At 45.7% G+C, this 19740-nt stretch carries 17 protein-coding genes; all 17 read right to left on the bottom strand.

Annotated features, from left to right (window positions below; translation table 11 throughout):
- Positions 1-6 precede the first annotated feature (6 nt).
- Positions 7-741 (bottom strand): 4-hydroxy-tetrahydrodipicolinate reductase, encoded by a 735-nt coding sequence (dapB, locus tag A7sIIA15_RS02600; protein ID WP_190279158.1) that lies wholly within the window; start codon positions 739-741, stop codon positions 7-9.
- On the bottom strand, positions 741-2015 hold the full coding sequence (locus A7sIIA15_RS02595; RefSeq protein WP_095685655.1) for a M16 family metallopeptidase: 1275 nt from the start codon (positions 2013-2015) through the stop codon (positions 741-743). Before A7sIIA15_RS02595 ends, dapB begins: the two co-directional genes overlap by 1 nt.
- Positions 2016-4217, bottom strand: coding sequence for a polyribonucleotide nucleotidyltransferase (locus A7sIIA15_RS02590; protein ID WP_095685654.1), 2202 nt, complete (start codon positions 4215-4217; stop codon positions 2016-2018).
- A 163-nt stretch (positions 4218-4380) separates the two neighbouring features.
- Positions 4381-4650 (bottom strand): 30S ribosomal protein S15, encoded by a 270-nt coding sequence (rpsO, locus tag A7sIIA15_RS02585; protein ID WP_018225193.1) that lies wholly within the window; start codon positions 4648-4650, stop codon positions 4381-4383.
- Positions 4651-4767: 117 nt separating this feature from the next.
- Entirely contained in the window at positions 4768-5640 is an 873-nt protein-coding gene (locus tag A7sIIA15_RS02580; protein ID WP_095685653.1) for a bifunctional riboflavin kinase/FAD synthetase, read from the bottom strand.
- Between the two features lie 18 nt (positions 5641-5658).
- The gene (gene truB, locus A7sIIA15_RS02575; RefSeq protein WP_095685652.1) at positions 5659-6531 is read right to left on the bottom strand and encodes a tRNA pseudouridine(55) synthase TruB; all 873 of its coding nucleotides are present in this window, start codon (positions 6529-6531) and stop codon (positions 5659-5661) included.
- A gap of 2 nt (positions 6532-6533) precedes the next feature.
- On the bottom strand, positions 6534-6968 hold the full coding sequence (rbfA, locus tag A7sIIA15_RS02570) for a 30S ribosome-binding factor RbfA (protein ID WP_029635218.1): 435 nt from the start codon (positions 6966-6968) through the stop codon (positions 6534-6536).
- Positions 6969-6970: 2 nt separating this feature from the next.
- Complete coding sequence (gene infB / locus A7sIIA15_RS02565) at positions 6971-9637, bottom strand: translation initiation factor IF-2 (protein ID WP_095685651.1); 2667 nt, start codon at positions 9635-9637, stop codon at positions 6971-6973.
- 163 nt (positions 9638-9800) lie between these two features.
- Positions 9801-10775, bottom strand: coding sequence for a transcription termination factor NusA (gene nusA, locus A7sIIA15_RS02560; RefSeq protein WP_095685650.1), 975 nt, complete (start codon positions 10773-10775; stop codon positions 9801-9803).
- A complete protein-coding gene (rimP, locus tag A7sIIA15_RS02555) occupies positions 10775-11248 on the bottom strand; it encodes a ribosome maturation factor RimP (protein ID WP_095685649.1) in 474 nt (157 codons plus the stop codon). Before rimP ends, nusA begins: the two co-directional genes overlap by 1 nt.
- A gap of 42 nt (positions 11249-11290) precedes the next feature.
- Positions 11291-12073, bottom strand: coding sequence for a sulfite exporter TauE/SafE family protein (locus A7sIIA15_RS02550; protein WP_095685648.1), 783 nt, complete (start codon positions 12071-12073; stop codon positions 11291-11293).
- A 4-nt stretch (positions 12074-12077) separates the two neighbouring features.
- Complete coding sequence (locus tag A7sIIA15_RS02545) at positions 12078-13802, bottom strand: proline--tRNA ligase (protein ID WP_095685647.1); 1725 nt, start codon at positions 13800-13802, stop codon at positions 12078-12080.
- Between the two features lie 9 nt (positions 13803-13811).
- Positions 13812-14963 carry a flavodoxin-dependent (E)-4-hydroxy-3-methylbut-2-enyl-diphosphate synthase gene (gene ispG, locus A7sIIA15_RS02540; RefSeq protein WP_095658660.1) on the bottom strand — a complete coding sequence of 384 codons (1152 nt, stop codon included), beginning with the start codon at positions 14961-14963 and terminating at the stop codon, positions 13812-13814.
- Between the two features lie 32 nt (positions 14964-14995).
- Positions 14996-16141: a M50 family metallopeptidase gene (locus tag A7sIIA15_RS02535; RefSeq protein WP_095685646.1), complete on the bottom strand. Its 1146-nt coding sequence runs from the start codon at positions 16139-16141 to the stop codon at positions 14996-14998.
- Positions 16141-17286 carry a 1-deoxy-D-xylulose-5-phosphate reductoisomerase gene (gene dxr / locus A7sIIA15_RS02530; protein WP_095685645.1) on the bottom strand — a complete coding sequence of 382 codons (1146 nt, stop codon included), beginning with the start codon at positions 17284-17286 and terminating at the stop codon, positions 16141-16143. The genes A7sIIA15_RS02535 and dxr overlap by 1 nt, the downstream gene beginning before the upstream one ends.
- Positions 17287-18285 (bottom strand): agmatinase, encoded by a 999-nt coding sequence (gene speB / locus A7sIIA15_RS02525; RefSeq protein ID WP_095685644.1) that lies wholly within the window; start codon positions 18283-18285, stop codon positions 17287-17289.
- A 22-nt stretch (positions 18286-18307) separates the two neighbouring features.
- A complete protein-coding gene (locus A7sIIA15_RS02520; RefSeq protein ID WP_095685643.1) occupies positions 18308-19720 on the bottom strand; it encodes an NAD(P)/FAD-dependent oxidoreductase in 1413 nt (470 codons plus the stop codon).
- Between the last annotated feature and the right edge of the window lie 20 nt (positions 19721-19740).

The raw sequence follows: 19740 nt of genomic DNA, 5'->3' as shown, positions 1-19740 counted from the left end.
CTCCCTTTACATGAACTTATCTAGGCCATGTGTCAGGCCTGGATGTGAAACTACATTTCTAATACCAAGGATTACTCCCGGCATAAATCCTGCACGATCAAGTGAATCGTGACGAATCGTTAAAGTTTCGCCCAATCCCCCAAGAATGACTTCCTGGTGTGCAACTAATCCACGTGCGCGCACGGAGTGCACTGGAATATCTCCCACTTTTGAACCACGAGCACCATCGAGCGAAGTTGTAGTTGCATCAGGTTGCGGCCCTAGACCTGCATCTTTGCGGGCCTTGCTCATGAGCTCTGCTGTGCGAGATGCCGTGCCACTTGGCGCATCAACCTTAAGTGGGTGATGTAATTCAATAATTTCAGCTGACTCGAAGTAACGCGCTGCTTTTTCAGCAAATTCCATCATTAACACTGCGCCAATTGCAAAGTTAGGTGCAATAAGAACTCCAACAGATGGGTTTGCAGCTAGCCATCCTTTAACTTTTGTGAGCTTTGCTTCATCAAAGCCGGTTGTGCCCACAACAACGTTTATTCCATTATTAATAAGAAATTCAAGGTTTGCCATGACGCTATCTGGAGTAGTGAAATCAACAACTACTTTTGCACCAGAATCCTTGAGTTGATCAAGTGAATCGCCAAGATCCAAGGCGGCGACAAGGCTTAAGCCTTCGGCAGATTCAACGGCCTTTACGACCTCTGAACCCATGCGCCCCTTTGCACCAAGGACTGCGACGTTAATCACTTCAACACCTTTTCAAATTTCGACGTATTCTTAAACGGACCCACAAGTGCAAGCGTAGGCGTTTTGGTCAAAAAGGCGCTAGCAATTTCCCGTATGTCCTGCTCATTTACGCGTGAAATAGATTTCAAAATATCGTCAAAGCCCGTAACTTGGCCATAAACAATCTCATTTTTCCCAATTCTAAACATGCGCGAGCCTGAGTCCTCTTGGCTCAAAACCAGTGAGCCACGAACTGCACCCTTAGCGCGTTCAATCTCTTCATGTGTCATTCCATTATCGACCACATCGGCGAGGACTTCGCGGATGATCTCCACAACTTCTATCGCCTTTGTTGGATTACATCCTGCATAAAAACCAATCTGACCACTACCTGCATATTGCTGGGCATAGGCATAGACAGAGTATGCAAGACCACGCTTTTCACGAATCTCTTGGAACAAACGAGATGACATTCCTCCACCAAGTGCTGAAGCTAAAACTCCCATTGCAAAGCGACGATCATCATGGCGGGCAACGCCTTCCATGCCATAAAACATGTGTGCTTGCTCAGTTTTGCGAGAAATCAATCCAACGCTCTGTTGTTTTACTTTCTTGTCTTGTGCATTTGAGCGAAGAACTGGTGCGCCCATTACATCTAGGAAACCATCGACTGAAAGGGCTGCTTCAACCATGGCAACAACTTTTTTGTGCTTGATGTTTCCAGCAACTGCCACAACAAGATCTTGGGGCAAATAACGCTTCTTGTAGTAGTTATTGACTGTACTGCGAGACATGCCCTTAATTGATGCAACAGTGCCAAGAATTGGACGCCCCAGTGGAGTGTCACCATAGTAAGTCTCGGCATAGAGATCATGGACCAAATCACTTGGATCATCATCGCGCATTGCGATTTCTTCTAAAACAACTTTGCGCTCAGCATCAACATCAAGGGCTGAAACAACAGAGGATGTAATTAAATCTGAAATCACATCGATTGCCATAGGCAAATCGGTATCAATCACACGTGCATAGAAGCAGGTGTATTCCTTTGATGTAAATGCATTCATTTCACCACCGACTGATTCAATCGAAGATGAGATTTCAAGTGCGCTGCGTCGAGCAGTTCCTTTGAAGAGTAAATGCTCTAGAAAGTGAGAAGCCCCAGCAGTTGCCGGGGATTCATCACGTGATCCAACATTTACCCAGATACCAATTGCGGCACTGCGCACCGAAGAAACTTCTTCAGTAACGATGCGCAGACCGCTAGGTAAAACTGAACGACGTACGCTCATTTATTCAGCAGAACCAGTTGTTCCATCTTCAAGAACTGGAACCAAAGACAACTTGCCCTTTGGATCAATCTCGCCGATTTCAACCTGAATCTTGTCGCCAACCTTCATGACTTCTTCCAAGTTCTCAATGCGCTTTCCACCATGCATCTTGCGAATCTGAGATACGTGGAGCAAGCCATCTTTACCTGGCATCAATGAGATGAAGGCACCAAATGCTGCAAGCTTTACAACGGTACCGAGGTAGCGCTCTCCAACTTCTGGCATCTGTGGGTTAGCAATTGCATTGATTTGAGCACGTGCAGCTTCAGCTGATGGACCATCAACTGCGCCGATATAAATTGTGCCGTCATCTTCAATTGAAATATCTGCGCCAGTTTCATCTTGGATCTGGTTAATAATCTTGCCCTTAGGCCCGATTACTGCGCCGATCTGATCAACTGGAATCTTCACAGAGATAATGCGTGGAGCAAATGGGCTCATCTCATCTGGGCCATCAATTGCTTCATTCATCACATCTAAAATTGCAAGACGTGCTTCCTTAGCTTGGTGCAGTGCACCAGCAAGAACTGAAGCAGGAATTCCATCAAGCTTTGTATCTAGCTGCAAAGCTGTAACGAAGTCCTTTGTTCCAGCGACTTTAAAGTCCATATCGCCAAATGCATCTTCTGCACCAAGAATGTCAGTGAGTGCTACGTACTCGACCTTGCCATCGACAGTGTCAGAGATAAGACCCATTGCAATACCTGCAACTGGTGCACGTAGTGGAACTCCTGCGTTATAGAGCGCAAGAGTTGATGCACACACAGATCCCATAGAGGTTGATCCATTTGAACCAAGAGCTTCAGAGACCTGACGGATTGCGTAAGGGAACTCTTCGCGTGTTGGAAGTACTGGAATCAAAGCACGCTCTGCAAGTGCACCGTGGCCGATTTCGCGACGCTTAGGTGTACCAACTCGACCTGTTTCACCAGTTGAATATGGTGGGAAGTTGTAATTGTGCATATAACGCTTATGGTTTTCAGGATTCAACGTATCTAGCTGTTGTTCCATCTTGAGCATGTTAAGAGTCGTGATTCCAAGAATCTGTGTCTCTCCACGTTCAAAGATTGCTGAACCGTGAACACGAGGAATTACTTCAACCTCTGCAGATAGTGCACGGATATCGCGCAATCCACGTCCATCGATACGAATCTTGTCACGCAAAACGCGCTGACGAACAAGCTTCTTGGTTAATGAGCGAAACGCTGCAGGAAGTTCCTTCTCACGGCCTTCAAAGGCAGCAGAAACTGATTCCTTCGTTGATGCAGAAATCTCATCAATCTTTGTTTCGCGCTCTTGCTTACCAGAAATTGTTAGTGCCTTTGCAAGATCTGCACTTGCTGCCTTTTCAACAGCTGCAAATACATCATCTTGGTAATCAAGGAACACAGGGAACTCAGCAGTTGGCTTTGCAGCCACCTTTGCAAGCTTTGACTGTGCTTCACAGAGAATCTTGATAAATGGCTTTGCAGCATCTAGACCTTGTGCAACAACTTCTTCAGTAGGAGTTGGTGCGCCGCCCTTGATGAGTTCAATTGTGCGCTCTGTGGCTTCTGCTTCAACCATCATGATTGCAACATCGCCATCGCTAATGCGACCAGCAACAACCATGTCAAAGACTGCGTTAGCAACCTGTGAGTGGTTAGGGAATGCAACCCACTGTCCATCAATCAAGGCAACGCGAACGCCACCGATTGGGCCAGAGAAAGGCAAACCTGCAAGTTGTGTTGACATTGAAGCAGCGTTAATCGCGATCACGTCATACATGTGGTCTGGATCAAGTGCCATTACTGTCACAACGATTTGAACTTCATTACGAAGTCCCTTAACAAATGATGGACGCAGTGGACGGTCGATTAAACGACAGGTAAGAATTGCATCCTCTGATGGACGACCTTCACGACGGAAGAACGATCCTGGAATTCGACCAACTGCATACATCTTTTCTTCAACATCAACTGTTAAAGGAAAGAAATCAAATTGATCTTTAGGAGTCTTTGATGCAGTTGTTGCTGAGAAGATCATTGTTTGATCATCTAAGTAAACTGCTGCTGCTCCTGCTGCTTGGCGCGCTAGGCGACCTGTTTCAAAACGAATCTCTCGTTTTCCAAATTTTCCGTTATCAATAACTGCAACGGCTGACTGAACCTCTTGACCCTCCATGGGTCCTCCTTTATTACTATGGACGCGACTCATTGCAAGTCACATCGTGGTTACTACCCACTTAAAGGAGAAATGAATCTTCGATCGAAGTTCACGCACATTATTTTGTGCGGAAACCACTACCGAGGACCATTTGCCTTGAAGTGGTGTAGGTATTAATTAATTAGCGGCGAATACCGAGCTTCTCGATAATCACGCGGTAACGGTTGATATCTGTCTTAGCAAGATATTGAAGAATGCGACGACGACGACCAACTAGCAACAACAGACCACGACGGTTGTGGTGATCATGTGGATTGGTCTTTAAATGTAATGTGATTTCTTCAATACGCTTAGATAGCAAAGCGACCTGAGCTTCAGGACTTCCCGTGTCAGTAGGAGTAGATCCGAACTGCGCGACAATTTGCTTTGTTACTTCTGGTGTTAGTGCCATTCTTTAGTACTCCTTGGTTTCTGATCACGAGGGCTTTCGGTTTGCCTCACGAAAGCTCGCTTTCTCGTTGGACTGGGCAAGATTACCAGCGGGGGCGAATAAGGTGAAATCCTGAGCCTAAAGCTCGGTTAATTCACGGGCTTTGGCACAGTCTTTAGCCATCTGCTCAAGTAATGGCTCAAGTCCATCAAATTTTAAAGTTTCACGCAATCGCCAACCAAATTCAATTGTTGCCCGCAGTGAGTAGAGCTCTAAACCAACTTGATCAATTGCATATGCCTCAACTTGCCGGCCTCGAACTCCATCAAATGTTGGATTAGTTCCAATTGAAATAGCAGCAGGCCATCTATCAATGCCAACAGTTAACCATCCTGCATACACACCATCAGCTGGAATTGTTTGATTTTCAAGATCTCCCAGATTTGCAGTTGGATAACCAATTTCCCGACCACGCTTTTCGCCATGAACCACAATGCCATCTAAACGATGTGGCCTGGTTAAAAGTGTGCGTGCAAGTTCAACATTTCCTTCAACAATCAACTTGCGAATCCGAGTGGATGAAACAACTTCTCCCTCAGAAGGTTCGAGATCTAGAACGATTGTTTCAAACTGGGAATGCGCTTTGAGTGAATCAACATTTCCAGCAGCCTTTGATCCATAGGTAAAGTTCTTACCCACGACAACCTTTGTTGCGCCAAGCTGGTCTACTAAAACTTTATTCACAAAATCCTCAGGTGTCATGGCGGCAAACTCCGGCGTGAACTTCATAACGGCAACTTGATCGGCGTTGTGAATCTTCAGAAGCTCTATCCGATCAGTTAAAATGGTGAGCAAAGTTGGAGCACGATCAGGTGCAAAAACAGTTGTTGGGTGTGGATCAAAGGTCAGCGCAATAATCTTTTCATCACCAGCAATCTTTTTTGCTTGGTTGAGTACTTCTTGATGGCCCCTATGGACACCATCGAAGACTCCAATGACTACAACGCTCATGGCCTTATTCTCTCAGACCTAGTTAGCTGCCGCGAATACGGCGATGGGTTTAGCTAAACCATCCTTGTTACACAGCAGTGCAATGAGATCTTGACCAGAAATTGCTGCATAGATAGCTTCATCTGGGTTAGCACTGAGCGGGCGACCAAAGGAAAGTTCATTGACTTCATCAAGTGCCAGCTCACGCGCGCTAAATGTTGTTCGTGCGACATCTACTAATCCAAGGGTTGAAAACTCCCCAGCCTTAAGTGCTGTAAGAGAGATGGATTTATCTAAACCAAAGCCAGCAACACGTGTGCGACGCAGCGAATTCAAGTGTCCGCCTACTGCAAGTGCATTTCCACAGTCTCGAGCAATGGCGCGGATAAATGTTCCGGCAGAACAAGTCACTTCAATATCAACTTCAATCGCACTTTCAATTCGGCGCACATCTTTGATATCTAATTGAGAGATTGTTACTTCGCGGGCAGCAAGTTCAACGCTTTCTCCTGCTCGCACGCGATCATATGCTCGTTCACCATCAACTTTCACGGCCGATACTGAACTTGGGCGTTGCATGATGGTTCCACGCATCTTTGCCATCTCTGCTTCTATTTGCGCATCAGTGATTGCTGAGACATCCGCGCGTGAAATGACTTCACCTTCAACATCATCTGTAACTGTTGCAGCACCTAAAACAACAGTTGCTTCATAGGTCTTGTCGCCATTTGTGATGTATTGAAGCAAGCGCGTGCCGTTGTTAAAACCTAAAACCAAAATACCCGTGGCCATTGGATCAAGAGTTCCGGCATGGCCAACCTTGCGTGTACCAAGTGCGCGCCGAGCGATAGCCACAACATCGTGGCTTGTCATACCTGGTTCTTTATCTACAACCAGAAATCCGTGCTCGATGATTAATCCTCGTCAATTACACGAGGAGCTTTATATGGATCTTCTCCCCCGGCATATGTTGCATTCGCACGAAGTGCAGCTACCTCAGCATCTAATTCATGTACTTTTGAAAGCAATGAATCAAGTGCTTTAGCACTCTCTGGTAAACCATCTTCAAAGAAGGCAAGTGTCGGCGTAATGCGCAAACCTAATTCACGCCCCAACGCTGATCTGATCGCGCCATTAGCACTCTCTAGAGCTGCAGTTGTTGCAGCGCGTTGGTCGATATCGCCAAGGACTGTGTAGAAAACAGAGGCCTGTTGGAGATCTCCAGTTACGCGTGCATCAGTAACTGTGACGAAGCCAAGACGTGGATCTTTAATCTTTGTCTCAAGCAACTGCGCCACAATCACTTTGATTCGGTCTGCAACCTTTTGGCTGCGGTGTGATGCTGCCATTGTTATACCCGCTTTTTCTCGCGCATCTCAAAGACTTGAATGGTGTCGCCAATTTGAAGATCCTTCATATTGCCAAGACCAATTCCGCATTCGAAGCCTTCCTTGACTTCATTCGCATCATCTTTAAAGCGCTTGAGTGAATCGATTGTGAGGTTATCAAGAATGAGGGTTTCACCACGCAAAATGCGTGCCTTTGCATTACGACGGATGACTCCATCCTTAACAAGTGAACCTGCGATGTTTCCAGCCTTAGAAGATTTGAAGATCTCACGAACTTCAGCGTTACCAGTGATAACTTCTTCATAGATTGGCTTGAGCAGACCCTTAAGTGAGAGCTCAATCTCTTCAATTGCTTGATAGATGACTGAGTAGAAGCGAACTTCAACGCCTTCTTGATCAGCAAAGATTGCAGTCTGTGGCTCTGGCTTAACGTTAAAGCCAATCACTACTGCAGTTGAAGCAGATGCCAACGTGATATCGCTCTTAGTAATTGCACCAACACCACGGTGAATAACGCGAAGATCAACTTCTGCGCCAACATCTAGCTGCATTAATGCCTCTTCTAGAGCTTCTACAGATCCACTCACGTCACCCTTAAGAATCAAATTAAGAGTAGTGATCTTAGATTGCTCCATAAAGTCTTCAAGTGAGACCTTCTTGCGTGCCTTAGCAAGTTGGGCATTGCGCTCTGCAGCTTGACGCTTTTCAGCGATCTGACGAGCGGTGCGATCTTCATCGGCAACTAAGAATGTATCTCCAGCACTTGGAACAGATGTGAAACCAAGAACCTGAACTGGACGTGATGGACCAGCGATTTCTACTGAATCACCATTCTCATCCAACATCGCACGAACGCGACCAAATGCACCACCGGCAACAATTGGATCTCCAATACGTAGCGTTCCACGTTGCACGAGCACAGTTGTAACTGGGCCACGACCACGATCAAGGTGAGCTTCAATTGCCACACCACGAGCAGAATCATCTGCAACAGCGCGTAGATCAATAGCTGCATCGGCTGTAAGAAGAATTGATTCGATCAAATCTTGAACGCCTTCTCCTGATTTAGCAGAGACGTTCACGAAGATTGTTTCTCCGCCGTACTCTTCTGCGATCAAGTTGTACTCAGTTAACTGCTGACGGACCTTATCTGGGTTCGCACCCTCTTTATCCATCTTGTTAACTGCCACAACGATTGGAACATCTGCTGCTTGAGCGTGGTTTAAGGCTTCAATTGTCTGAGGCATGATTCCATCATCTGCAGCCACAACAAGCACTGCAATGTCAGTTACCTTGGCACCGCGAGCACGCATAGCTGTGAAAGCCTCGTGACCTGGTGTATCAATAAAGGTAATTGCGCGGTTAATGCCGTTATGGTCATGGTGAATTTGGTATGCACCAATGTGCTGAGTAATTCCACCCGCTTCAGATTTCATAACTTCACTCTTACGGATTGCATCCAAAAGTGAAGTCTTACCGTGGTCAACGTGACCCATAACCGTTACTACTGGTGGGCGTGCAACCAATGTATCTGGATCAATATCACTGAGCTCATCAGTTAAATCAATATCAAAGCCTTGTAGAAGCTCACGGTCTTCATCTTCTGGGCTAACAATTTGAATGTCATAACCAAGTTGAACGCCAAGAATTTCGAAAGTATCAGCATCAACAGATTGAGTTGCTGTAACCATCTCACCTAAGTGAAAGAGTGCTGCAACTAACGCTGCTGGATCTGCATTGATCTTGTCTGCAAAATCTGCCAATGAAGCACCGCGACGCATACGAATAGGAGTCTTACCATCACCGTGTGGAACAACTGCTCCACCAAGTTGTGGTGCCTGCATATTGTCGAATTCATCGCGCAATGCTTTTCTAGATTTAGATTTACGTCCTGACTTCTTGCTTGCATTCTTTCCAAATGCTCCGCCTGCACCGCCACGTTGTGGTGGGCGACCGCCACCTGGACGTTGTGGACCACCTGCTGGTGCTCCACCTGCATTTGATTTATATGGAGATGCTGGTGCACCAGTTGTTGGCGCTCCAGTGCGTGGAGGAAAACCTGCACCTGCTGGTGGACGAGATCCTGGTGGACGCGCAGCAAATCCTGGACGAACTGAACCTGGACGTGGTCCTGACATTCCAGGACGTTGCGGTGCACCGCCTGGTCGTTGTGGTGGGCGTGGTGTTGTTCCACCAGTTGAAAATGGATTATTTCCTGGGCGTGGTGGTCGAGGAACTGCGCTACCAGTTGAAAATGGATTATTACCTGGACGTGGTGCAGGTTTTGGAAGCTCTGATTTTTCTTCAGCGATTGCTTCTGCAGCATGTGTCTTTGCAGATTCTGCCTTTGCTGCTTCAACGCGCTCTTGTTGTGCCTTAAGTGCGTTGATATCAACGCCTAGCTCTGCCGCTAACTCCGCAGCTTGTTCAGCACTTACTTCACTCTTAGGTTTTGCCGCGGCCTTTTTGGCTGCAGCCTTTTTGACAGGCTTTTTTTCCTCTGCAGGTTTTGCATCGGGATACATCTCGATGAGCTTGCGCACAACTGGCGCTTCTACTGTCGATGATGCTGACCGGACGAATTCGCCCATTTCTTGGAGCTTTGCAAGGACAACCTTGCTCTCCATACCGAGTTGCTTTGCTAACTCGTGTACGCGGACCTTTGACACTTTTTCCCCTGTCTTGGCCCGCATGAAACTTCACATGCAAGCCCTAGTTGTACGACCTCATAGTTCTAACGAGCTCATTTGAGTTTCATATCTTTCTTATCCATTTCTTCGGTTAAAGCAATGCCCCATGGTATCGAACCCAAGGCCTGAATACATAATGGCCTTAAGCCTCAATCGGATTGTCTGGGTGAATATCGATTCGCCAGCCAGTTAAGCGGGCCGCTAAGCGTGCATTTTGCCCGTCTTTTCCGATGGCAAGTGAGAGTTGGTAATCAGGCACAACCACCTTGGCAGAGCGCCCGGCTAGGTCTGTGATTTGAACGGATGCAACTTTTGCTGGCGCAAGTGAATGCCCAACAAATGTTGCAGGATCTTCTGACCAATCCACAATATCAATTTTCTCGCCATGTAATTCATCCATCACTGCGCGAGCACGAGCACCCATTGGTCCGATGAGTGAACCCTTAGGACTAACTCCTGCTCGGTGTGAGCGAACTGCAATCTTGGTGCGATGTCCTGCTTCGCGTGCAACTGCCATGATTTCAACAATACGATCATTAATCTCTGGAACTTCTAGAGCAAACAACTGCTTCACAAGTGCTGGGTGGCTGCGAGATAACATGATCTCAGGGCCTTTTAATCCCTGTTTTACTTCAACAACAAAACATTTAATGCGATCACCGTGGTTATATACCTCACCTGGTACTTGTTCTTGTGGCGGGATGCGTCCTTCAAATCGACCTAGGTTCACAAGAATCATTTTTGGATCACGGCCTTGGTGAACAACACCAGAGATAACATCACCGACATTGGCAGTGAACTCTGCAACGATTGATGCATCATTGGTTTCACGCATCTTCATCTTGATTACTTGTCTGGCTGTTGATGTGGCAACGCGTGAGAAACCCTCAGGCATATCTTGCTCATCACCGATTTTCTCGCCAATCTCATTGAACTGAGGAATCAATATTTGAATTTCACCTGACTCACGATCTAAAACAGCATGAGCATGACGCTTAGCTTCATCGGTCTGGTTATAAGCGGTAAGAACGCCTACCTCAATTGCTTGAATCAACTGCTCCAAGGGAATGCCTTTTTCATTAGTGAGTTCTACTAAGGCTGACATCTCAACATGCATTAGTTGTCATCCTTTCGGTTAAATTCAATTTCAACCACAGCGCGCTTGATATCTGCAAAGGCAATCTCATGGTTTTTCATGCGTCCTTTAATGTTTTCAACTAACTGGGCATGAGTATCGTTAAATTCACCGAGTCTGGCAGTGACTACTGTTCCATCGTTGAGAGTCATCTTGATTAATCGAGTGAGGTTCTTAGTCCAGTGGCGGGGCAAAGTAAGTGGGCGATCAACACCAGGAGATGTGACTTCTAGTGTGAAAGGGTTATCACCCAATGCGGGTTCATTATCTAAAAGCTCTGAGATCACGCGCGAAACTGAAGTAACTTCATCCATGTTGAGCGGCTTTAATCCATCAACAACACAAATAACAGTGCTGTGGTTACCGGCTTTTTGTATTTGAACTTCTTCTAAGAAAAATCCCGCGTTTTCAACAGCTGGGGTGAGAAGTTCAGTCAATGAATCCTTGAGCGCCATGAGTATTTCTGCTTTCTTATTAAGTTGTAAGAGCAATTGTAACTAGAAAGATGAGAAAGTATCAATTCCTACTTTTATGATTAAAGCCACGGTAACTATGAGGAAAACCTTGCGCACCAGCACTGACCCACCTCGAATAGCAAGGCGTGAACCGATGATTGCCCCAGCAACATTGGCAGCGCCTAACATCAATCCGAGCTTCCAAATAATGGCTCCATTTAAACCGAAAATCATAATTGCTCCAACATTTGTTGAAACATTAACAACTTTTGCAATTGCCGATGCAGTGATGAAGGCATACCCAAGGGATGCAACCATAATCAACATCAGGAATGAGCCCGTGCCTGGCCCAAAGATTCCATCATAGAAACCGATAACTAATCCGGCAGCTACTGATATCTGGATTCGACGCTTTGATGCATGGCGTAGCAACTCAATTTTTCCTAAATCTGGCTTCAACCATGTATAAATCGCAACAACGATAAGTAGCACCAGAACAATCGGGCGCATAGATTGTGTAGGAATACGTGAGGCCAGAGATGCCCCAATTGCAGATCCAATAAATGCTGGTATCGCCATCGCTGCAAGAACTTTAATATCTGGCTTTATCTGCCTGCGATAGAGAGCTGCTGCCGTTGTTGTCCCAAAAACTGATCCCAGCTTATTGGTGCCAAGAACTGTGACTGTATCTGTTTTAGGCAAACCGATTAAAAGAGCTGGAAGTTGAATTAATCCCCCGCCACCTGCGATTGAATCAACAAATCCAGCGAAAAACGATGCAGATATTAGAAATAGAACCGTAGCAAGCGTTAAGTCAGCAAACACTTTTCTAGGCTAGCAACTTGGCAATTGTTGATACTGCATCAGCAAGTAAAACTTCACTCTTATCCCCGCTCTTGCGGACGCGAACTTCGACTTTGCCCTCAGCTAGGGCTTTACCAACAACCACAATAATTGGATTACCAATCAATTCGGCATCTTTAAACTTCACGCCAGCACTTGCATCACGTCGATCATCGAGCATGACAGTAATTCCTGATGCTTCAAGCTTTTGGCCAATATCTAGGGCTGTATCAAATGGAAGATCTTCTTTACCTGTTGCAACAATGTGCACCTTGGCTGGAGCGATTTCTGCTGGCCAGTTAAGTCCAATTTCATCGCTAGTCTGCTCAGCAATTGCGGCAACTGCGCGTGAAACACCGATTCCATAAGAACCCATAGTTACCACTTGAGATTTACCGTTTTGATCTAAGACCGTAAGGCTCAGGGCCTCTGCATACTTGCGACCAAGTTGGAAAATATGACCAATTTCAATTGCGCGATCAATAATGATTTCAGTATTGCATTCAGGACAGCTATCACCGGCTCGAACTTCAGCTGCTTCAACGTATGCATCTGGAGTGAAGTCACGACCATTAACAACATAGCGGGCGTGGTGATCCTTCTTATTTGCTCCACTGATCCATGCAGTTCCTGGTGCTACGCGTGGATCGGCTAGAACCTTAATTCCAGATTTAGCGGCATCTTGTGGTCCGATATATCCCTTAACAAGTGAGGGATGTTTAGCAAAGTCCGCTTCTTCAAATACGCGAAGTTCATGAACGCCGCCTAGGTTTTCCTGCAGGCGCTTCAAATCAACTTCACGATCACCTGGAACCAAAACAGCGATTGGTGTGCCATCTGCCATCAACATAATGTTTTTCAAAGTGTCAGCGGCTGTGTATCCCCCACCAAATTTCTCATTCATCAGATCAACGAGTGAATCAATAGTTGGTGTATTTGGTGTGTTCAAGACCTCAAGTGCAGGTGTAGCTGATGCATCACCGGCTGGAACTTTAGTAACCATCGCTTCAACATTTGCAGCAAAACCACACTTAGGACAAAGCACATATGTGTCTTCACCAGTTGAACATGGAGCTAAGAACTCTTCTGATTTAGAACCGCCCATAGCACCAGAGACTGCCTTAACAATGTTGTATTTCATTCCTAAGCGATTAAAGCAACTGACATAGGCATCACGGTGCTTTTGATAGGAGACCTCTAAGCCTGCATCATCAATATCAAATGAATATGAATCCTTCATCACAAACTCACGCCCGCGGATGATTCCACTGCGTGGACGCGCTTCATCGCGATACTTCGTTTGAATTTGATAGATAGAAAGTGGAAGATCTTTATAGGATGAATATTCACCCTTAACCATCAAAGTAAACATCTCTTCGTGTGTTGGTCCTAATAAATAATCTGCGCCACGGCGATCTTGAAGGCGAAACAGGGATGGACCGTACTCTTCCCAACGATTGGTTGCTTCATATGCCTCGCGTGGCAAAAGTGCTGGGAAGTGAACCTCTTGAAAACCTGCTTGATCCATCTCTTGGCGAATAACGTTTTCAACGTTGCGAAGAGTGATAACTCCAAGAGGCAGCCATGAGTAAATTCCAGCTGCAATTCTGCGAATGTATCCCGCTCTTACTAATAAACGATGGCTAGCAACTTCAGCATCTGCTGGGTCATCGCGCAGCGTACGCAAAAAGAGCGTAGACATTTTTAGCATGGAGTGAGCCTATCGAACATCAACAGATGGTTGCCCTGAAGCAACGCCAGCGGCTTCCATTTCTTCGGCTAATCTCATAGCTTCTTCAATTAGAGTTTCAACAATTTGGGCTTCAGGTACGGTCTTAATTACTTGACCCTTAACAAATATCTGGCCCTTGCCGTTTCCTGATGCAACACCAAGATCTGCTTCACGTGCCTCGCCTGGACCATTAACAACGCAGCCCATAACAGCAACGCGAAGTGGAACTGTCATTCCTTGCAACCCTGCCTGCACTTTTTCAGCCAATGTATACACATCAACTTGTGCACGTCCGCATGAAGGACAAGAGACAATCTCTAATTTACGTTGACGTAAGTTGAGTGATTCAAGAATTGAGATTCCAACTTTAACTTCTTCAACTGGAGGCGCTGAAAGAGAAACACGAATAGTGTCGCCGATTCCCTCTGCTAACAAAATTCCAAAGGCAGTTGCTGACTTGATTGTTCCCTGGAAAAGAGGTCCTGCCTCAGTCACTCCAAGGTGCAATGGATAATCACACTTAGCAGCAAGAATTCGATATGCATTGACCATAATTACTGGGTCATGGTGTTTTACTGAGATTTTAATATCTGAAAAACCATGTTCTTCAAATAATGATGCTTCCCACAGAGCTGACTCGGCTAAAGCTTCAGGTGTTGCCTTGCCATACTTTGCTAGAAGGCGTGGATCTAATGAACCTGCGTTAACGCCAATACGAATTGGAATTCCTGCATCTCCCGCAGCTTTAGCAACTTCCTTTACTTTGTCATCAAATTGCTTGATGTTGCCGGGATTAACACGCACCGCAGCACATCCTGCATCAATGGCAGCGAAAATATATTTAGGCTGAAAGTGAATATCTGCAATAACTGGAATCTGTGATTTCTTAGCAATTTGAGCCAATGCATCAGCATCATCTTGACTTGGAACTGCAACACGAACAATCTGGCATCCAGAAGCTGTTAACTCTGCAATCTGCTGCAGAGTTGCATTCACATCTGCTGTAAGAGTTGTACACATTGATTGCACGCTGACCGGAAAATCACTTCCAACGCCAACTTTACCCACCATCATCTGACGCGTCTTTCGGCGCGGGCTTAATGTGGCAGGTGGTGCACTTGGGATTCCTAGATCAACCATGGCGCTATTGTGCCGTAAGAATGCGGGTTGTGCTAAAGATTAAGTATGACTGGATTAACGATGTCTGCAATTAGGAGCAGAACCGTAAGGGCAGCCAGAATCACGAAGACCACCATGGTTACTGGGGTCAGCAAAGTCACATCAATTGCGGCTGGGCGTGCTCGACCGCGAAGGCGCGCTATAAATGCGCGAAGCTCATCAGCAATAGCAACAGCCATATGTCCACCATCGAGTGGCAATATCGGCAATAGATTAAACAAACCAACGAAGATATTTAAGCTAGCAATAATCAAAATAAATGTTGATAAGCGCTCTGCTGCCGTTAATGCATCGCTACCTACTGCTTGTCCTGAAACTCGGGCAACACCGACAACACCAACTAAGCCATTGGGATCACGAGTTTCTCCGCTCACAGTTTGTCCCCATAAGGCAGGGATCTTTGAAGGAAGATTAATGAGTGATTTAACGCTTTGCACTAAGAAATCTTTAGTAACAATCGCTGAATTTTTAAATGAGGTGCCTAGATCAGAGCGCTTAAGTCCAACGTCATTAATGATTCCAAGCACATAGCGCTCAGAACCTTCAATAGTTTCCAGTTTTGCTGAGGCAGTTATTGTGAGCTCTTCCCCACCACGCTTAATCAAGAGAGTGAGAGGTGCGCCATTAGAGTTACGAATGATCTGAACATCTGAATACCAGTTTTGAACTTGCTTGCCATTAATTGCTAGAACTTCATCTCCAGCCAGAATTCCAGCAGATTGAGCCGCTGATCCTTTGACTACTTCATTAATAGTGGGCAATAACTGATTAGTACCAATACCTGCGAATAAAACAAAGAGAAGAATGTAGCCAAGAACAAAATGGAGAAATGAGCCAGCACCAAGGACAATTAACTTTTGTGAGGATTTAGCAGTATAGAAAGCACGTGACTCTTCACCTTCAGGCATTACATCACCTGGTGTCATACCTTCAATCTTGCAATATCCACCTGCAGGAATAGCTTTAAGACCGAACTCGGTTTCACCACGTTTGGTTGACCAAATCCGTGTTCCAAAACCTAAAAAGAATTCACTGACTTTCATGCCGTAACGCTTGGCAGTTAAGTAATGGCCAAACTCGTGAATCATCACTGAGACGAGTAAAGCGACAACAAAGCCAAGGATTCCGATGATCTGCATTATGGGGCCAATCGTAGTAGATGTGCTTGTGCACGGGTGCGAGCATCATCTTCTAGGGCACTGACATCGGATAAATCTCTGAGAGTTTTCGGTGAATCTTTCTCTAGATCTGCAACAACTCCAGCTATAACTCCAACTATTGATTTGAATTCAAGCTTTTTGGAGATAAATGCAGCCACTGCCGCTTCATTAGCAGCGTTAAATATCGCAGGTAATCCCCCACCTACTTCACCACAATGGCGAGCTAGATCAATGCTTGGAAATTGTTTGGCGTTAATAGGTGCAAATGACCAAGTGTGTGGGATTGACCAATCTATTGGCGCAGTTGATTTGTTTAATCTATCTGGCCAGTTCATTGCATAGGCAATTGCGCCTTTCATATTAGGCGGACTGGCTTGAGCAATCGTTGAGCCATCATTGAATTCAACAAGGGAGTGGACGACCGACTGTGGGTGAATAACAGCTTCAATATCAGAGTACGGCAAACCAAATAAGTAATGTGCCTCAATGATTTCAAGACCTTTATTGACAAGAGTCGCTGAATTGATAGTTACAACTGCCCCCATTGACCACGTTGGGTGCTTAAGTGCATCTTCGACTGTAATTCTATCTAGGTTTGAGCGATCTCTAAAAGCTCCCCCGCTTGCAGTTAATACAATCTTCTTAATCTCAGATTTCTTGCCAGCCAATGCTGACTGAAAAATCGCACTGTGTTCTGAGTCAACAGGGATTATCTGGTGTTCCCTAGCCCTACTCATTACTAGATCTCCGCCTGCAACCAATGACTCCTTATTGGCAAGTGCCAAGGTATTGCCGGCATCTAAAGCTGCAAGTGTTGGTCCAAGCCCAATAGATCCTGTTATGCCATTGACCACAACATCGCAGTTAATTGCTGCAATCTCTGTTGATGCATTAGCACCGTCTATGACAGTAACTCCAGGCAATGCTGTGCGCACCAGATCTGCATTATTTACTACGCCAACATGCGAGACTTTGAACTGCTTAGCCTGTGCAATGACTAATTCTGGGTTGCTTCCTGCAGATGAAATACCCACAACTCTAAAGAGAGAAGGATTGCTTGCGATAACTTCAAGGGCCTGAACACCAATTGAGCCCGTGGAGCCCAAAATAACTACATCACGCATTTATCGGTCCAGAAGATTTTGAGTTGGAGAGTACTTAGTTCCTGAACGGCGCTTTGCAATTGCACTCAGGGCCTCTAGGACAACACGGTTAGCCAAAATTGCAGTTATATCGGCGCTATCAAATGCTGGTGCTACTTCAACAACATCAATTCCAACAATTGGTAGTTCAAGACAGATTCTGCGCACCGACTCAAGAAGCTCACGGCTAGTCATTCCGCCAGGTTCTGGAGTTCCAGTTCCCGGTGCCATGCCTGGATCGACAACGTCAATGTCTACAGATAAGAAAACTCCATCGCACTCATTTGTAAGAATTGCGAAGGATTCATCTAGAACTGTATTGAGTCCGCGGTGGTGAATCTCTGTCATTTCATAGGAGCGCATTCTTTGATCGCGCATCCAATCCAAAGTCTTTGCATCTGGCCAATAGCCGCGCAAACCTAACTGTAAGAAGCGATCTCCACGCACTGTTCCTGTATCAATTAAGCGACGCATAGGCGTGCCATGACCAACTAAAGCACCCCACTGATCTTCACCAGTATCAGCATGTGCATCAAAGTGAATCATTGAAATCTTGCCCATACCGCGGTGGCGTGCAATTCCTGCAACATCTGCAGATGCAATTGAGTGATCTCCACCAAGAATGATTGGTATAGCACCAGCACGTGAAATCTTTTCTGTGGCTTGTGCTAAAACTTCTAGCGATGCAACCAAGTCACTACCTGGCATTAACAAATCTCCTGCATCGACAACTTTCATTTCCTTTAATGCATCGATGCGCAAAGCTAAATGTGGACGCTCAGCATCATGAGGCAGATAATCTCCACCACGAATTGCTTGTGGACCAAACTTGGCACCTGAACGATGTGAAGTTCCACTATCAATGGGTGCGCCAACGATTACTACATCTGCATCAGCATATGAGGAAGGAATATCTAAATCACAGCGCTCGATTCCTAGAAATGTGAAATCGGGGCCATACATATTGCCGTGATTGGTCATGGCTTAAGAATAGAGGTAAAGCTTAAGAATCAAAGCCCAAGCCCAAAGCATCGAGTAATTTCAGCCATAAATTACGCTTACCTTGATTTTGATCAGCCCTATTGATTGACCACTGCGTAATTCGGATAAATATAAACTTCAAAGGCTCTGGAGGGAATGGCAGCGGCTTCTTGCGAACCATCTTTAAACGAGTGCGTTCGTTATCAACCTTATCCAGAAGATCTAACATCACTTGTGCGCCAAATCGAGTCGAGCCAACACCAAGTCCGGTGTAGCCCAATACATATGCCACTCGCCCACCATAGGCTTTACCCCAAAATGGTGAGAACCGTGAACATGTATCAATTGCTCCGCCCCAACCATGTGTGAACTTAATTCCCTTGAGCTGCGGGAAAGTTTCTAAGAACGCCTGCGCTAAGTGCGCGTACGTTTCAGCATCAGTTTCATACTCTTGGCGCACCTTGCCGCGGAAGTTATATATGGCGTCATAGCCGCCCCACAAAATCTCATTATCTTTGGTTAAGCGATAGTAATGGAATTGGTTTCCTGCCTCTGATAGACCCTCACGGCCTTTCCAGCCAATTGATTTCATCTGTTCTTTAGTCAATGGTTCTGTAACTAACTGAAAGTCATATACCGGCACAACATATTTATGCGCACGCTTTACTAGTGACTTAAAAACGTTAGTAGCAAGTGCAACCTTTTGGGCATAGACAGTTCCATATGGAGTATGAACAATCATTCCATCACTTGTGCGCTCTAACCATTCAACGTGGGTGTTTTCGAAAATCTTCACACCTAGCTTCAAACAAGCTCGCTCTAATCCCCACACTAATCTCGCCGGATCTACTAACGCAGTCCCATCTGGATCCCATAGCGCCGCTTTAGATAACGGTGAGTTAACACGTGCTTGTATTTCTTCTTGTGCTAAAACTTCAACGTTATCGCCAAAAGAGTTTCTCAAATTAGCTTCATCGACTAAACCTTCGATCTGCCACTCTTCATTGGCAATTCGTAGCTCACCGGTCCACTCAAATTGGCAGTCAATCCCATATCGCTTGATTGTCTCTTCAATTAAATCTAAATTCTCACGGCCCAAACGTTCAATTACTGCCATCTCATCTTTAAATCTGCTGTATCCATTCATAAAGCCATGGGTCAATGAGTAGCTACAGAACCCACCATTTCGCCCAGATGCACCCGCGCCAGTTTCACGTTGTTCAACAATGATTACTTCGCGCTCTGGGTTTTGTTCTTTTGCAATTAAAGCCGTCCACAAACCGGTATAGCCAGCACCCACCACACATAAATCAGTAGTGACATCACCAATTAATGTTGGATTTGGTTGTGGTTCAAGGGGATCTTCATCCAGCCAATACAAAGCTGGCTGCATATGTGAAAGATGCTTGAGAACGTAAGGGTCGATGGTTGCCATCGCGCTATCCGGCCTTGACC

This window comes from Candidatus Planktophila vernalis (assembly GCF_002288185.1).
Classification (GTDB): Bacteria; Actinomycetota; Actinomycetes; order Nanopelagicales; family Nanopelagicaceae; genus Planktophila; species Planktophila vernalis.
The sequence above is the reverse complement of the archived record's forward strand: the minus strand, read 5'-3'. Positions and strand labels throughout refer to the sequence as shown.

Excerpts from the sequence above, each read along its gene's own strand:
- rbfA (WP_029635218.1), bottom strand. The coding sequence starts at position 6,968 with ATGGCAGCATCACACCGCAGCCAAAAGGTTGCAGACCGAATCAAAGTG.
- nusA (WP_095685650.1), bottom strand. The coding sequence starts at position 10,775 with ATGCATGTTGAGATGTCAGCCTTAGTAGAACTCACTAATGAAAAAGGC.
- speB (WP_095685644.1), bottom strand. The coding sequence starts at position 18,285 with ATGACCAATCACGGCAATATGTATGGCCCCGATTTCACATTTCTAGGA.
- A7sIIA15_RS02545 (WP_095685647.1), bottom strand. The coding sequence starts at position 13,802 with ATGCTAAAAATGTCTACGCTCTTTTTGCGTACGCTGCGCGATGACCCA.
- A7sIIA15_RS02595 (WP_095685655.1), bottom strand. The coding sequence starts at position 2,015 with ATGAGCGTACGTCGTTCAGTTTTACCTAGCGGTCTGCGCATCGTTACT.
- ispG (WP_095658660.1), bottom strand. The coding sequence starts at position 14,963 with ATGGTTGATCTAGGAATCCCAAGTGCACCACCTGCCACATTAAGCCCG.
- A7sIIA15_RS02535 (WP_095685646.1), bottom strand. The coding sequence starts at position 16,141 with ATGCAGATCATCGGAATCCTTGGCTTTGTTGTCGCTTTACTCGTCTCA.
- rpsO (WP_018225193.1), bottom strand. The coding sequence starts at position 4,650 with ATGGCACTAACACCAGAAGTAACAAAGCAAATTGTCGCGCAGTTCGGA.
- A7sIIA15_RS02520 (WP_095685643.1), bottom strand. The coding sequence starts at position 19,720 with ATGGCAACCATCGACCCTTACGTTCTCAAGCATCTTTCACATATGCAG.
- A7sIIA15_RS02590 (WP_095685654.1), bottom strand. The coding sequence starts at position 4,217 with ATGGAGGGTCAAGAGGTTCAGTCAGCCGTTGCAGTTATTGATAACGGA.
- rimP (WP_095685649.1), bottom strand. The coding sequence starts at position 11,248 with ATGGCGCTCAAGGATTCATTGACTGAACTTCTCACCCCAGCTGTTGAA.
- dxr (WP_095685645.1), bottom strand. The coding sequence starts at position 17,286 with ATGCGTGATGTAGTTATTTTGGGCTCCACGGGCTCAATTGGTGTTCAG.
- A7sIIA15_RS02580 (WP_095685653.1), bottom strand. The coding sequence starts at position 5,640 with ATGAGCGTTGTAGTCATTGGAGTCTTCGATGGTGTCCATAGGGGCCAT.